Annotated in this window: 9 protein-coding genes; 3 read left to right on the plus strand and 6 right to left on the minus strand. The window is 59.0% G+C overall.

From position 1 onward, the window contains the following. Positions 1-176: 176 nt before the first annotated feature. The 5 genes from AO268_RS28425 to treP all read right to left on the minus strand — a co-directional run bounded on the left by AO268_RS28425 (position 177) and on the right by treP (position 7663). Complete coding sequence (locus AO268_RS28425; RefSeq protein WP_099170566.1) at positions 177-461, minus strand: PTS transporter subunit EIIB; 285 nt, start codon at positions 459-461, stop codon at positions 177-179. 2 nt (positions 462-463) lie between these two features. Then, positions 464-2992 carry a phosphoenolpyruvate--protein phosphotransferase gene (gene ptsP, locus AO268_RS28430; RefSeq protein WP_099170567.1) on the minus strand — a complete coding sequence of 843 codons (2529 nt, stop codon included), beginning with the start codon at positions 2990-2992 and terminating at the stop codon, positions 464-466. Positions 2993-3160: 168 nt separating this feature from the next. Further along, positions 3161-4381, minus strand: coding sequence for a maltoporin (locus AO268_RS28435; RefSeq protein ID WP_099170568.1), 1221 nt, complete (start codon positions 4379-4381; stop codon positions 3161-3163). A gap of 73 nt (positions 4382-4454) precedes the next feature. Next, complete coding sequence (gene treC / locus AO268_RS28440; RefSeq protein WP_099170569.1) at positions 4455-6101, minus strand: alpha,alpha-phosphotrehalase; 1647 nt, start codon at positions 6099-6101, stop codon at positions 4455-4457. Positions 6102-6220: 119 nt separating this feature from the next. After that, entirely contained in the window at positions 6221-7663 is a 1443-nt protein-coding gene (gene treP / locus AO268_RS28445) for a PTS system trehalose-specific EIIBC component (RefSeq protein ID WP_099170570.1), read from the minus strand. Between the two features lie 198 nt (positions 7664-7861). On the opposite strand from treP, the gene treR reads away from it, so the two are divergent. Continuing rightward, positions 7862-8566 (plus strand): trehalose operon repressor, encoded by a 705-nt coding sequence (treR, locus tag AO268_RS28450; protein ID WP_099170571.1) that lies wholly within the window; start codon positions 7862-7864, stop codon positions 8564-8566. 65 nt (positions 8567-8631) lie between these two features. Further along, positions 8632-11664 carry a membrane-targeted effector domain-containing toxin gene (locus tag AO268_RS28455; RefSeq protein ID WP_099170572.1) on the plus strand — a complete coding sequence of 1011 codons (3033 nt, stop codon included), beginning with the start codon at positions 8632-8634 and terminating at the stop codon, positions 11662-11664. A 135-nt stretch (positions 11665-11799) separates the two neighbouring features. Here AO268_RS28455 and AO268_RS28460 read toward each other — a convergent pair whose 3' ends face one another. Further along, positions 11800-13089, minus strand: coding sequence for an OprD family outer membrane porin (locus tag AO268_RS28460; protein ID WP_099170573.1), 1290 nt, complete (start codon positions 13087-13089; stop codon positions 11800-11802). A 359-nt stretch (positions 13090-13448) separates the two neighbouring features. On the opposite strand from AO268_RS28460, the gene AO268_RS28465 reads away from it, so the two are divergent. After that, complete coding sequence (locus AO268_RS28465; protein ID WP_099170574.1) at positions 13449-15518, plus strand: endonuclease/exonuclease/phosphatase family protein; 2070 nt, start codon at positions 13449-13451, stop codon at positions 15516-15518. Positions 15519-15600: the final 82 nt, after the last annotated feature.

Raw genomic sequence — 15600 nt, forward strand, 5'->3', positions numbered from 1 at the left:
CATGAAACGAACTCATAAAAACAGAGCCCGTTTCTATTATTGCTTGGCGGAGAAGTCAATTTCTTAACTGACTGGCATTAGGGCTTGCCCGCGATAGCGGTGGGTCAGTTGATAAGTATTTGACTGACCCACCGCTATCGCGGGCAAGCCCGCTCCCACATTTGTTTTGTGGTGTTCTACAGGCCAGTGATCAGATGCACCACCCCGCCCGCCAGCGCCATCACCGCCGTGATACCCGCCGCCTTCAGCGCCGCCTCGTCCACCCGCGCCGGGTCTTGTAACTGCACGCGGATGCGGGTCAAGGCCACCCGCTGCTGTGACTTGAGATTGCTCGCCCCACCCAACGCACTCAGCACCGCCGGCGCCAGCATCGCGTCAGCCGGCGGCTCGACAATCGCCGTTTCCGCCACCAGGTCCGGGGTCAGGGCTTTCCAGAATGCCCGCTGCAATTTCTCCAACATATTCAGTTCTCCACAACCCATGAGGTTTCCACAGTCGCCGCGTGGTATTGGTTCAAGGCTTCGCGCACCTGGGCGGCCTCTTCCAGGTTCAACACCTGGCGAGCGATCAGTTGGCAATCCGCCAGGTTCAGGTCACGCACCGTGGCCTTGATGCTCGGGATCAACGGCACGCTAACGGACAGCTCATCCACCCCCAGCCCGATCAGCATCGGCACCGCCAGCGTTTCGGACGCCAGCGCGCCACACACCCCCACCCACTTGCCATGGGCATGGGCGGCCTTGACCGTGGTGGCGATCAGGCGCAGCACCGCCGGGTGAAAGCTGTCGGCCTGGCTGGCCAGGCGCGGGTGGTCACGGTCCATGGCCAGGGTGTATTGGGTCAGGTCATTGGTGCCGATCGAGAAAAAATCCACATGGGGCGCAAACACATCCGCCATCAAGGCCGCCGACGGCACCTCGATCATGATCCCCAGCTTCGGCAGCTTGGCAAGCCCCAGGGCCCTCGCTTCCTCTTCCAGGATCTGGCGCGCCTGGCGCAGCTCCGACAACAGGCTGACCATCGGCAACATGATATGCAGCCGCGCCAGGCCCGCGCTGGCAAGGATTGCGCGCAACTGCTCGCGCAACAGTTCAGGACGCTCCAGGCACAGGCGAATCCCACGCAGGCCGAGGAACGGGTTGGTCTCGGCCGCCATCGGCACATAGGCCAGGGGTTTGTCGCCACCGACGTCGAGGGTGCGCACCACCAGATTGCGCTCAGGGCCCAGGGCACGGGCAATGGCACTGTAAGTGCCGGCCTGCTCCTCGGGGCTGGGCGCGCGGTTGCGGTCCAGATAGAGGAACTCTGAACGCAGCAGGCCAACGCCTTCGCCGCCAAGGCTTAGGGATTGCTCGACCTCCTGCAATGAGGCGACGTTGGCGGTGACTTCAACGTGATGACCGTCACGGGTGACCGCTGGCAAGGCAGCCTGGGCCACTTCACGCTGACGTCGCAGCATCTGCTGTTGACGCGCCGCCTCCAACTGTTCGATCGCGGCCAGGTTCGGCGCCAGGTGCAGCTCGCCTTTGTCGGCATCGAGCAGCACCTGCTTGCCGTTGACCAGCGTCAGCACCTGCGCCGGCGCCCCACACAGGGCCGGCAGGCCCAGGGCACGGGCGAGGATCGCCACATGGCTGGTGGCACCGCCGCCGACGGTGACAAACCCCAGCACCTTTTGGGTATCCAGACTGGCGGTTTGCGAAGGGGTCAATTGTTCGGCAATCAGGATCGCGCGTTCGGGCAGGTCCCAAGCGTGCTCCGGGATCCCCAGGATCAGTTTGAGTACGCGCTGGCCGACATCGGCCAGGTCCGCCGCACGCTCGGCGAGCAAGGCATTGCCCAGGCCCTGGAGCATTGCGGCAGTGGCCAGTGTGGCGCGGTTCCAGGCAAAGGCGGCACTCTTGCCTGTGGCGAGCAGGTCATGGGCGTGCTCCAGCAGGGTCGGGTCTTCGAGCAACTCTTGATGGGCGCGGAAGATCTCGGCCTGGGCACTGCCCTGCGCCTTGGCTTGCAGGGTTTGCAGCGCCTGGGTGGCCGCCAGCAGGCCGCGGTCCAGGGCGGCACGCTCGAGCGCCTCTGCGCCGCCGGTTTCGGGAATAGTCAACGCGGGCTCCGCCACCTGCACCACCTGGCCAAATGCCGAACCGGGCGATGCACATACGCCACGCAATACCGTCGCCGATGACAGCGGCGCGACCGCTGCAACCCCCTCGGCCATCCCCGCAACGGTTTCGCCATAGCCCGCCACCAACAACGCGACCAACGCCTGGATCGCCGCCGCCGCATCCGGCCCCGCCGCACTGACTTGCAAGGTATCGCCTCGCACCGTTTGCAAGCCCATGATCGCCACCAGGGACTTGGCGTTGGCGCTCTGGGTTTGCTTGTGCAGGCAGATGCTCGCCTTAAACCCCTTGGCCGCCTGGGCCAGCACCGCCGCCGGGCGCGCATGCAAACCGTTGGCATTGGGCAGCGTCAGGGGCTTGGAGAACAGGGCATCGCCCTCCTCCTCGTCATTGGCGGCGCGGACTAGCGGTGCCACACGCAGCAACGGTTGCCCGGTTTCCACCAGGCCGGCGTCCGTCGCCAGCAGCACAAATGGCTCGCCGCTGACCACCAGCATCAGGGTCAACAGGCTGCGGGCATTGAGCGCGATAAAGTCGGCATCAAATTCGATCAACGGCTGCCCCGCCTCGACCCGCTGGCCTTCCTCGACCAGCCGGGTGAAGCCCTTGCCCGCCAGGTTCACGGTATCCAGGCCGATATGCATCAGTACCTGCACGCCATGGTCGTCGGTGACGCTGACCGCATGCCCACTGTCCTGGATAGTGCTGATCACCCCGGCCAGCGGCGCGCAGAGAGTCTGCGAAGTGGGATCGATACACACGCCGTCGCCAATCAGGCGGCTGGAGAACACCGGATCCGGCACCTGGTCCAGGGGCAACAGCACACCCGCCAGGGGCGCCAGCAGTTCCAGGGGTTGAGTTGTGGTCATGACATCACCTGCTGTTGGGTTCTGTAAAAAACATGGGGCTGACTTAGTTCCAAATGTGGGAGCGGGCTTGCTCGCGATGGCGGCATGCCAGCTGATGCATTCGGTGGCTGATACACCGCTATCGCGAGCAAGCCCGCTCCCACATTTAGCTCACCTATAGCCAAGGGCCTATTTCCACCAGTATTCGACCTGCACACCAAAATTGGAGCCGTGCCGCGCGGTGCCGTAGGAGCCGCTGTCGGACAACGCCGAGCCCGCCGCCAGTTCATTGGCCGCGCGCTTGGCCGCTTCGTTCCAGGTGGCATAGGTGTAGTACAAACGCACCTCCGGCCGCGCCCAGAAATCCGGGCCCTTGGGCGACCAGGTCGGGGCGAAGGTGAATTTGCTGAGTTTGCGCGTGCCACCGCTGGCGTCGACCTGATCATGGCCCAGTTCGGCGACCAGCTTGAACTGCTCGCTGATGGCATAGGCCGGGCGTACACCGAGGGACATCCAGGTCTGGTCCTGGCTGCCGGGGCGCACGTCTTTCTGGTACACCGCCTCGACCTGGCCGCCAAAACGCGGGGTCACCTGCCAGTCGAAAAACTCCACCGCGCGGTAGCTTTTGCTGCTGCGCTCCAGGGCGGTATTGCCGGTGTAACCCAGGCCGGTGCCCGGTCCTTCGCCGTACTGCAGGGCGAACTTGTTCCTGCCCCCCAGAAACGGCTTTTGCACATGCTGGGCGGTCAGGGCCCAGCCACTGTGGGTGTCGCGCCCGCCCGCCGGTTCAATGTAGCTCAGGCCCAGCTCCAGCTCGCCGCCGGGGTTGGTCTTGAAGCCAGCGACGTTGAAGTCGTGACGGGTGGCATATTCCTTCTGGTACAGGTTGTCCTTGCGCGACAGGGCGTAGCTGTATTTCAGATCGCCGATCAGCACGTCCTCGATACCGCCGCCGGTGGCGCTCTGGTTCCAGTAGTAGAAGTCGGAAATATGGATGTCATTACGTTTGTAGTAGCGCCGACCGGCCCACAACGAGCCGCCGTTGAGGCTGGGCATGTTCGACCACTGCGCATACATCTGCGGCATGCGCGCCGAGCCGTTGTTCTCGCCCTGGAACTTCAGTTCGCGGTCGTATTTGTTATACAGCGAGGCCATGGCATCCACGCTCAGCACCGAGCCGTCGTCGAGGGTGAACAGGTCCTGGCGTAATTCCAGCTCGGCATATTGTTCGCATTCGTTGCCCAGGCGGTATTTGGATGGCGCGCCCGGCAGTTGGAAACATTGCTGCGGGCCGCTGCCGGTTGAGGTGCCGGCGCCGCTGCGCAGGTAGCCGGCAAATTCCAGGGCATGGGCCGCCAGGGGCAGGGTCAGGCAGGATGCGACGAGGCCCAGCTTTATTGTTGTTTTCATACAGCGCTCCATTATTTTTTCTTATTTTTTCCCTGTCGGAGCCGGTAAGCCGGCGCCTGAACAGGGGGGTGTTTCAGTCGGTCAGGTGCAGCACAAAAGACTCGTAAGGACGCAAGATGAGCGTGTCGGTGCGCACCGGGCAGTCGGGGTAGTTGCTGATCAGCAGGCGTTGCTCACTCGCCGAGCTGACCAGGTTGTTGGGGAGCTGGATTTCGCAGGGCTGGCCGTAGAAGTTGTTCAGCACCAACAGGCGCTCGCCATGGCCTTCACGCAGGTACGCCCAGACCTTGTCGTGGTCTTGCAGCAGTTGGCGGTAGACACCTTCTTGAATCAGCGGCTCAACGCGCCGCAAGGCGATCAGCGCACGGTAGTGATGCAGCACCGAATCCGGGTCATCCAGCTGGCTCTGGACATTGATCTGCGCCGCATTGGCCGGGATGCCGATCCACGGTTCTGCGCGGCTGAAACCGGCATGGGCCTGGCTGTTCCACTGCATCGGCGTGCGGCCGTTGTCGCGGGATTTCTGCATGATCGCGGCCATGCTTGAGGCCTCGGATTCACCGGCATCGCGCTTGAGGCGGTAGATATTCAGGGTCTCCACATCGCGGTACTGCGAGATGGTGTCGAAGCCTGGGTTGGTCATGCCCAGCTCTTCGCCCTGGTACACAAACGGCGTGCCCTGGAGCAAGTGCAAGGCCGTGGCGAGCATCTTGGCCGAGACCACGCGGTACTCGCCGTCATCGCCAAACCGCGAGACCACCCGTGGCTGGTCGTGGTTGCACCAGAACAGCGCGTTCCAGCCGCCACCGGCCTGCATGCCCAGTTGCCAGTCGGACAGAATCTGCTTGAGTTGCAGGAAATCGAAGTCGGCCCGCACCCACTTTTGCAGGTTGGGGTAATCGACTTTCAGGTGATGAAAATTGAAGGTCATCGACAGCTCTTTCGACTCTGGCCGCGAGTAGCGAATGCAATGCTCCAGGCTGGTGGAGGACATCTCGCCGACGTTGATCAGCGCGTGGCCCTCGAATACTTCGCGGTGCATTTCCTGCAGGTACTCGTGCACGTTCGGGCCATCGGTGTAGAAGCGCCGGCCATCGCTGTCGTCTTCAGGGAAATCCGCCGGCTTGGAGATCAGGTTGATCACGTCCAGGCGAAAGCCCCCCACGCCCTTGTCACGCCAAAAACGCATGAGTGTGTAGACCTCGGCGCGCACCCTGGGGTTGTCCCAATTGAGGTCGGCCTGGGTGTGGTCGAACAGGTGCAGGAAGTACTGGCCGGTCTGCGCCTCGTATTCCCAGGCCGAACCGCCGAACTTGGATTGCCAGTTATTCGGCTGGTCGCGCCAGATGTAGAAGTCGCGGTACGGGTTGTCGAGGCTGCTGCGCGCCTGCTGGAACCAGGGGTGTTCGATGGAGGTGTGGTTGACCACGATGTCGAGCATCAGCTTGATGCCGCACTTGGCCGCTTCGCTGATCAACAGGTCGCAGTCGGCCATGGTCCCGTAGCTGGGGTCGATGGCGTAGTAGTCGCTGATGTCGTAGCCATTGTCGCGCTGGGGCGAGCGCAGGAACGGGGTGATCCACAGGCAATCGACGCCCAGCCATTGCAGGTAGTCGAGTTTGTCCACGATGCCCAGCAGGTCACCGGTGGCGTTACCCGCATGGCTGTGGAAGCTTTTGGGGTAGATCTGGTAGATCACCGAGTGTTGCCAGTTTTGCATGGTGGGTTCCTTCAATTGAGTGTTGTAGCGGCCTTGCGGGCCTCATCGCGGGCAAGCCCGGCTCCCACAGTTGAAATGCATTCCTCTGTGGGAGCTGGCTTGCCTGCGATAGCGATCTATCAGGCGACGCGATAACCCGGCCGCACAATTTTCATGCTCAACCCACAGGTCAGCACAAACGGCACCACAATCGCGACGGCCATGCCGATCACAAAGCTTGGGATGTACTGCGGGATGATCGAGATAAAACCAGGCAAGCCGCCAACCCCGATGGCCGAGGCCTGGACCTTGTTCAGCGAGAGGAAAATGCTGCCCAGGGCCGAGCCGAGCAAGGCGGCATAGAACGGAAACTTGAAGCGCAGATTGACGCCAAACATGGCCGGCTCCGTGATGCCGAAGTAGGCAGAAATCGCCGAAGTCGACGCCATGCTTTTGTCTCGCGCATTGCGGCTCATGTAGAACACGCCGAGGGCCGCGCTGCCCTGGGCCAGGTTGGACATGACAATCATCGGCCAGATAAACGTGCCGCCCTGGGTCGAGATCAATTGCAGGTCCACGGCCAGGAACATGTGGTGCATGCCGGTGATCACCAGCGGCGCATACAGTAGGCCGAAAATCGCCCCGCCCACCATTGGCGCCAGGTCAAACAGGGTGACCACGCCTTCGGTGATCAGGATGCCGAGGTGCCGGGTCACCGGGCCGATGATCGCCAGGGCCAGCACGCCGGTGACGACGATGGTGGTGATCGGCACGACCAGCAATTGAATGGCGTTCGGCACCCGCGCCCGCAGCCATTTTTCAATCACGCTCATGACGTAGGCGGCCATCAGGATCGGCAGGATCTGGCCCTGGTAGCCGACCTTCTCGATCTGGAACCAGCCCAGAATATCGAAGTACGGCAGGCTCTGACCGTCGAGCCCGGCCACCGCCTTGCCGTAGTTCCAGGCATTGAGCAGGTCCGGGTGCACCAGCATCAGGCCGAGCACAATGCCGAGGATTTCACTGCCGCCAAAGCGCTTGGCCGCCGACCAGCCCACCAGCGCCGGCAGGAACACAAACGAGGTGTTGGCCATCAGGTTGATCAGGCTCCACAGGCCATCCAGCTTCGGATAGGCCTCCAGCAGCGTCTGGCCCTCGATGAACATGCCCTTGGCGCCCATCAGGTTGTTGATGCCCATCAGCAGGCCGGCAATGATCAGCGCCGGCAGGATCGGCATGAACACATCGGAAAACACGCGGACCAGGCGTTGCATGGGGTTGGTCTTGTCGCCACCGGCTTTCTTTACGTCGGCAATGGTCGAGGCAGCAAGGCCGGTCTGTTCGCGTAGGGCGGCGTAGACCTTTTCTACCTCGCCGGGGCCGATGACGATCTGGAACAGACCGCCGGTAAAGAACGAGCCCTTGACCAGATCGACCTGGTTGAGCACCGCACTGTTGACCAGGCTCGGGTCCTTGAGGGCCAGGCGCAGACGGGTCACGCAGTGGGCCGCTTGTTCAAGGTTGTCGCTGCCGCCGAGGCTTTGGAGAATCTCGCGGGCGATGTTGGGGTAATCGTGGCTCATGCTTGGTCTTCCACTTTAGATTCTTGTTATTGGCAGCATGCCGAGGGCAAAAGTACTCGTACAGACGAGTTAAAGCAATAACTCGTCTGTACGAGTTACAAAAATAGTCGCCCAGCGCTTTCCAAGGCCGATGGACAAAGCCCGCCGCTGCCACTAAGGTTCCTGCCTTGAACGCAAACGCGGCACAGAGCCTTCTCCATGAGTAAATACAACCAGATCTACACCGATCTGCTTGCCAGCATCACCACCGAACGCCTGCAACGCGGCACGCGCCTGCCTTCCGAAACCGAATTGATGGACACCTACCAGGCCAGCCGCGGCACCGTGCGCCGGGCCATCGAGCAATTGCAGGAGCGTGGGTTCGCGCAAAAGATCCATGGCAAGGGCACCTTCGTGCTGTCGCCCAACCCGATCGAATTTCAACTGGGCGGCATCGTCAGCTTCCACGAAACCCACGCCGACCTGGGCGATGACGTCCGCACCGAAGTGGTCGAATTCACCCAACTGCCGCTGGAAGGCTCGCTGCTGCAACATATCGAGGCCGAGCCCGGCACCCTGATTACCCGTATCAAACGGGTGCGGCGCATTGGTGGCAAACGGGTGATCCTCGATATCAACCACTTCGTCGCCGACCTGATCCCGGGCCTGGACCAGGCGATTGCCGAGCAATCGATCTACGCGTTTATCGAGCAGACATTGCAGCTGCAAATCAGCTACGCCCAGCGCATCATCGAAGCCCTGCCCCGCAGCAAGGACGACCAGACGCACCTGGACCTCGACGGCCAGAGCCATGTGATCGTGGTGAGCAACCAGACGTTTTTGCAGGACGGGCGGCAGTTCGAGTACACCGAGTCGCGCCATACCCTGGATAAGTTCTACTTCTCCGATATCGCCCGGCGTTAATTATCTACCCACCCCCACGCTGAAGCGCTTGGCATGCTCACCTCTCCCCCCTCAAGGAGAGCAACATGCCACTTACCGACACCTCCCCCGCCGCCCAGCAACAACTCCAGGCCCTGGCCCCCTTGGTGCTGGATGCCTGCCCGAACATGCAGGCGATGGCCATCGAGGCCGCCCGTGAGATTCTCGCCAGGCATGGCCTGGCAGACCTGGATCCCGACCATGTGTACTGGCATCGCTTCAACGGCAGCGTCAGCGACCCCGCGACCTTTACCGGCTGGAGCCACACTGAAAAACCCCAGCAATCGATGACCCTGACGCAGTTGGTGATTCACCGCTTCGAGGTGCATGACCAGGATAATGCCGACCTGCTCGACGGCGATGGCGGCTTCTACCGCGAGGGGCCCCAGGCGCGGTTATTCGACCAGCACAACGAAGTGCGGCTGTCCGCCAGTGCGGTGCTCAAGGATTTTTGGGCAATCAATTTCAGCGATCGCTACACCCGCCGCCTGGACACATTCTGGAGCGCCCACTTCGACGACTTCCGCACCCTGGCCAAGGTCAACTGCCTGGCCCAGGCCCTGCAAGCGCGACAGGCCGGGCACCTCAGCGCGGCACAGTTGCAGACGGTGATCCAGGCCCTCGCCAGCAGCCTGCCCTGGCCGCCAACCCTAACCGACTTGCAGGCCACGGCCCCCGCTGCCCACGGGCTGCGCGTGGCGGCGCTGGATATCGGCGGGCATATCGCCACGGATCTCCTACGCATTGTCGACGGCGATGGCCGGCAAATCCTCTATGTGCCGGGCGAGGCCCAGGCTTTCCACTGTTTCGAGACACCCGCCGACCTGCATTTCTGGCTGCTGAACCAGACCAACCAGCCGGACAACCGCGCACGCTTCATGACTCACTTCCCACTGTCGGCCCAGGTCCAGCAGGACGACACCGACGCCGTGACCTGGAAGCAGATGCTACTGACCCCCGTGCTGATCTATCGCACCGTCCAGGCCCTGGCTGGCACCCTGCCGCCAGACTGGGTGGACAAGGGCCTGTCCCACCAGCTCGACCAGTTGTTTATCGACTGGGGCACCTGGGATCACCACTTGATCAATCAGGCCGACCAGACGATTGAAGGTGATGCGTTCACCTGGCTGGCGCAATCGAGCCAGGCGCGCATGCGCAACGATGCGGATTTCTCCCTGCACAGCAATGGCGACCTGCGCAAGAAACTGTGGATCGGCTACCTGAATGCCTTTGGCCGAACCTTTGGCCCCATGGCCGTGGCGGGCTGGCCGGTAGCCCTGGTAGTGGTGGGCGCCAGCGTGGCCAATCTGGGCCTGAATATCGACCAGGCGCTCAATGGCAAAACCCCGGCCGAACGCCGCGCCGGGGCGCTGGGCGCGATACTCAGCGCCATCGACACCCTGTTCAACCTGGCGTTGCTCAAAGCCGATGGCGTCGTACCGGAAATCGCCGAAACACCCCAGACCCTGGTGATTGAACCCACTCGGCCCACCGTGACACCCGCGCGGCCAGAACCCAGCGTACCCGCCACCTACCAGACCAACCTGATCCTGGAAGGCGAAACCCTCAACACCGCGCCCGGTAAGTATCACCAGGTCTATACCCTCAGAACCTCCGGCGGTCTGCCGCAGCACGCTATCCTGCTCAACGATGAGGCGTATTACGTGCGCTACGAAGCCGATCCCAACGGCCGTGGTTACTGGGCGATCGTCGACCCCAACCACCCCCATGGTTTTTCCGGCTCGCTGCCGGTGTGCCTGAACGAACTCGGCGAATGGGAACGGGTGTCTGCCAGCAAAGGCCTGAAGGGCGGTGGCGGCAATTCCAGCAAGGCGTCACGCAGAACCGTGCCCTCCCATAGCGCGGAACCGATGACTCCAGCGTCCAACCCACTGCGCAGGGTCACCACGCCGTTCGATACCCCACCCTCGACCCGCCCGGAAATAAAACGGTGGGCAATGGGCCTGCCTGAAACCCACGTTCACAGCCGCTTCGGGCGCATTGACCGCTTCACTTTCTACTTTGGCGTCAGCCACGAAAAACTGCTGCAATCGGCAAAAGACTTCTTCAACGAACTGCCCTGGACCCGGCTTCCGGCGCGCCCGGACATCCCCGCCTTCGAGCCCGCTACGCCCTTGGATAAAGTGCTCGAACGCCTGCCCGACGACATACCGGGATACGTCATCGGGGAAACCCTGGACCGCGTCACCAGCACCCGCCTGGTACTCGAAAACATGCCCCACTTCGCACGCAAGGGCGTGAAAACCCTGTATTCGAGCCGCCTGCTCAACGACTTTGCCCAGGATGACTTGAACCTCTATTGGCGCACCGGTGAGATGTCCGAAGACCTGGAAAGCTACCTGGGCCGGCTGGGCACCGACCCGGCCGGCCAGTACAACGAACTGGAACTGGTCAAGACCGCCAGGGCCAACGGCATACGCGTGCAGGCCATCGACTGCGCCGCCCATTACAAGTCCCCCACCCCCACCCCCGACCTTGCAGAGCAAGCGATAAGCAACTACCTCGCCCATACCGTTATCCAGGCCGACCAGGCCTTGAATGGCGGCGGCAAATGGTTGCTGCTGACTGGCGCGAGAAACATCAATACCTTCAATGGTTTTGCCGGCATCAGTGAACTGGAAGGCGGTATCGGGCTGCGCGTCGAGGAAGTGCTTGCCGGGCAAGGCAACGATATACGCATCGACCCCGGCATCGACATTGATCGCGACAGCGCACCGGCCCATGCAGACGTGGGCGACAGCTTCGACACCTTGCATGCTGACCTGCGGGTGCAAGTGGAGGCCCCGCTGCTGCACAGGACGCTGGAGCAAAACCGGCGACTGCTGTTTCGCAAGGGCATGTACCTGATCGATGAAAGCCAGGGCCGCTACACCCTGCTGCATCACAGCCGGGCCATGGGGATCCTCTGCACTCCCATCAACCGGCTGGCCGATGGCAGCTTTTATATCGAGCGGCCGGCCTGGACTGCCGTGCATAACGTGCACTTCGCCACCCTGGAAAAGCTGTCCAGCGCGCTCACCAACATGGGCTTGAGCCTGCAGTGCCGGCTGCCCGTTTGACGCCACGGCGCGGCAGGCCATAAAACGCCTGCCGCTCACTGACTAACCATGACAGGCCCAGGCCTAACGTTGTTTAATCGACGTTTGACAAAAGCTGCGGCGAAGACAGGAAGAGCAGCGTGGCGCAATGCCCCATCAAAATATATTGATGGGATACTCTGTAATAACCCTGACCTCATTGAGGTTAGGTGCACCATCGCCACTGAAGCGATGCATCGCATAACGGACCTGCATTGAAAGGTCCTTGAACTGGCCCGCCTGAACTACATATTTAGCCCGAAAATCCTTCTCGCTCTGAGTGGAGGCATTGGCCAGATACCCATAACGGCCATTGGCATCCAAGTGTTTGCCGTCAATGTCGTAGCCATAAACATAACGCGCGCCGACAGAAAGCCCCGGGATACCAAGCCCTCTCATATCGTAATTATAGGTAAGCCCCCAAGATTGCTCATTTGGCGAGTTGAAATCACCGTACTGGGATGAGTTCGCCAAATATATCCCGTTGGTATAGCCACCGTCCGAGGTTTTAAGATAATCAAATGGCTGATCGCCACTGATCTTCTGATAAGCCAAGGTGATTTTATGGGTGTCATATGTATAGGTAGAGGCCAGCGACCAAGCCGTAACATTTATAGGTCCCGCAAGCGACGCACCTTCGTTCAATGTCCTATAGATATTAAAATCAAAATTCAATTGCTCTTTCGAGTTTATTTGAACGTTATGATTGGCGTTTGCGTAATACTGTCGCCATATATCTTCCACACGGGAGGCATACACCATAAGCTTGGTATTTTTATCATAGCGGTACTTCAACCCTACATAACTGACATTTCCACCTTCAACCCCAGCATAACCAGCGCTGAACCCGCCATCATGGCGAGTGCTGACATAGCCCTTGCTTGACGTGAAATACCCGGCATCCAATGAAACATTGTCTATCTCATCACTGGCTATATGCCAGCCCCTGGTGGTTATAGGAACCAGCCTGGAGTCGGGCATGGCAAATATGGGAGCATCAGGGCGAAGGTCGCCATATTTGAGGACTGTTTTAGACACACGCACTTTTACTGCCGCGCCTGCAGAACTGGATTCATCCCTGGGTTTCTCTCCATCCAGAGGAAACAGCCCCGAGCCCCTCGGCCCACCATCGAGCTTCAATACGGAGTAAGCAGAAGCATCAATACCTAAACCCACCAAGCCCTGAGTAAATCCCGATGTGTAGTCCAGACGAAATGATTGCCCCCAGCCCCTGGGATCAAGACCACCATTTTTGACATCACGATTGAAATACATATTTCTCAAGAGCAAATCGAGCGTGCTTTGTTCTAGAAACCCTTCAGTTTTTTCTGAGTTCTCTTCTGCACTTCCCGAGCCCGCAAAACCGAGCAAAAATCCAAATGATACAAAGACATACACCTTCTTCATTATTTTGCCCCTTGGTTTTTAACGTTATAAAAGCCAGCGCATAGGCCAAGGGCACTGTATTAAAAAAACACGACCAAACTCACAGATTGCAAAATTGTAATAACCTTGCAATTTTTTTGATATTCGAGTAACTCGCCGAAGCAGGTGGAGCCCTATGGTCCACTCGCTGTTCACGATTGAAATATTACTGTCGTTTTTAGAGCGTACAGTGCACCAGATCTTTAATCTGGATAACGTTTTTCCATATTGATTTCTGAATATAAACCCACCCACACACCCATTAAATTTTCAGCCATCTGCACAGCCTCCTGAGTGTCCCGTATGGAAAGCAGCTGGTTCGATGCGAATAAGGAGTAGGCATGAGCCAAAGGAAACCAGGTAATTCCAGCGTGGGCAGATCATCTAAAAAACCATCGTACGATGATAGGTATCGCTCTTTAGGGCCTGAGAACAATTACACTCACAGATTAAATAATTTTTTATCCCCCTCACGTTTGATCCTCCTGCCTGAATGGCATTTGCAAACCAAGAAGCATCTGCTTCGAGGCTTGGCCGTCGCATCATTTTTTTCGAGCATTGCACATGCCGATGAGCAACCTCTTCAGAAAGAAGATTATGCGCTGAAGTTCATGGTGTTCAACATCTGGAACAAGCAGACGAATTCAAGTATTTGGAGCAAAGATGCGCAGGGTAAGCTGACCGGGTTCTCTGACCCGATGAAAAATCTGATCAATACAGTCAAGCCTGATGTGGCGGTGTTTCCTGAGCTGGACAATAACCGCCCGCAAAAAGCGCTTTTTATAGAAAGCATGAAAAAGCAGTTGGAGATCGCCAATAAAAACAATAACAGCTATTTTGCGCCTGCTTTTCTGGGGACGGCCAACGCCGAAGGTGTAGCCACAACCGTTCGGGCCAACGCCACCGAAGTCCTGCCTGATGGAGACGTGGTGCTCCGTCCGGGCAACGGGTTTCCAAGCGTTATTGTTCATAATGAACACTCTAACTATTACGATGAGTCCACGCGTCGGGTGGCCGATAACCAGAAATATAACCAACGTGTAAAGCAGGCGTTGTTGCCCATGATCACCATGGGAGACTTTAATGCTGGAGATGTTTCTGAACGCGGGCTTTTGAGTGTCGAAGAGCAAAAATATTTACTCCAGAAACTGACTGCATCAAACCCGAAGAATCGATCGGAACTTTATCTGAACTTACTCAAGGAATACCCCCTTGACCCAGAAGCAGCCGAGGCGGTTCAACGCTATATCCAGGCCGGAGACAGCACCCAAAAAATACTTGATAGTTGGTTTGCCGACGAAAAGTATCCCGTGAAAAACAATTTGCCGGTGTCACTGAACATTCTGAAACAACAGAATCAGATGTTGGAGAATGAAAACAGTAAAGAGTTGTTTGAGCCACTGCAGGCAGGGGATGGAAGAACCACGTGGCCCAGCCTGAATGAGGTGGCAAGCCAAAGTGTCTGGCCAAGCTGGGGGAAGGTCAAAATTGATCATGTTTTTGCTTCGCGGCCTTTTGCCAAATGGATGGTGGTGGATGAGGCGGCAGAAAATACCGGGGTACTGACTCAACAATCCCAGTTTCAGTCGGGTGGCAAGCTTCAATCGCTTTCGGACCACGAGCCCGCTGCGGTTACGGTGCATTGGGCTGGGCCACAGCTGGAGACGTATCGAGCCATGGAAATGGGCAAGGAGACGGAAAAGCTACGCTTGATTTGGGGAGCGGATGCTGCGGCCTACGCTGGCAACGCCAAGACGTTTTTCCTCACACGTAACAATCAGCGTACCGATGTATACCTTGGACAGGTCGCTGACGAGAACGGTATTCCAACCTTGCAGGGCTTAACCCTGGCGCAGAAAAAATCGCGGCTTGATTGCTCAAGTAAAGACGCAGGTTTAAGCAAAGCCATCAGTAGTTATTGCATGGATGATCACTCGCGTTTTAGCGAGTCGGTGATCCAGGACGGTAAAACCCTGATCGTGGAAGAGGATCAAGCCCTGGGGGCAGACGCCAAGCGACTGGTATTGAACGATGGCCTGTTGAAGATTGTCGGGACCCAGATGAACAGCCTGGCAGGAACCGTGCATTTGAATGGCGCAGGCGGGGCTCTTCAAGTTGATGATGCACGCAACAATGTCAAAGTCGATGGGGTGATCAGCGGCACAGGTGATCTGATAAAGCTGGGCGCTGGCCAGGTAACGCTTAACGCCGCCAATACATACACCGGCAGAACCTTCATCGATGAGGGGCAACTAACTGTCAACGGCTCTATTGCCTCGCAAGCTATTGTTGATCGCAACGCCATGCTGACAGTCAACGGTGTGGTGGCGGGTGTTACTGTCAATAACGGCGGCCTGTTGCAAGTTAACGATGGGGCCCAGGTTGGTCAGGCCACGCTAGGGATGGTCTGAAGTAGCCATGTATTTCCCCGGCATACCACCTAGCGCAACTTTTAAACTCGCCAAATGATCAAAAAACAATCAATTCGACGAG

The organism is Pseudomonas sp. ICMP 8385, assembly GCF_002699915.1.
GTDB classification, from domain to species: domain Bacteria; phylum Pseudomonadota; class Gammaproteobacteria; order Pseudomonadales; family Pseudomonadaceae; genus Aquipseudomonas; species Aquipseudomonas gessardii.

What these genes read in the sequence shown, in the direction of transcription:
- treC (WP_099170569.1), bottom strand. Translation starts at nt 6,101, where the DNA reads ATGCAAAACTGGCAACACTCGGTGATCTACCAGATCTACCCCAAAAGC.
- AO268_RS28460 (WP_099170573.1), bottom strand. Translation starts at nt 13,089, where the DNA reads ATGAAGAAGGTGTATGTCTTTGTATCATTTGGATTTTTGCTCGGTTTT.
- AO268_RS28455 (WP_099170572.1), top strand. Translation starts at nt 8,632, where the DNA reads ATGCCACTTACCGACACCTCCCCCGCCGCCCAGCAACAACTCCAGGCC.
- AO268_RS28425 (WP_099170566.1), bottom strand. Translation starts at nt 461, where the DNA reads ATGTTGGAGAAATTGCAGCGGGCATTCTGGAAAGCCCTGACCCCGGAC.
- AO268_RS28435 (WP_099170568.1), bottom strand. Translation starts at nt 4,381, where the DNA reads ATGAAAACAACAATAAAGCTGGGCCTCGTCGCATCCTGCCTGACCCTG.
- treP (WP_099170570.1), bottom strand. Translation starts at nt 7,663, where the DNA reads ATGAGCCACGATTACCCCAACATCGCCCGCGAGATTCTCCAAAGCCTC.
- AO268_RS28465 (WP_099170574.1), top strand. Translation starts at nt 13,449, where the DNA reads ATGAGCCAAAGGAAACCAGGTAATTCCAGCGTGGGCAGATCATCTAAA.
- treR (WP_099170571.1), top strand. Translation starts at nt 7,862, where the DNA reads ATGAGTAAATACAACCAGATCTACACCGATCTGCTTGCCAGCATCACC.
- ptsP (WP_099170567.1), bottom strand. Translation starts at nt 2,992, where the DNA reads ATGACCACAACTCAACCCCTGGAACTGCTGGCGCCCCTGGCGGGTGTG.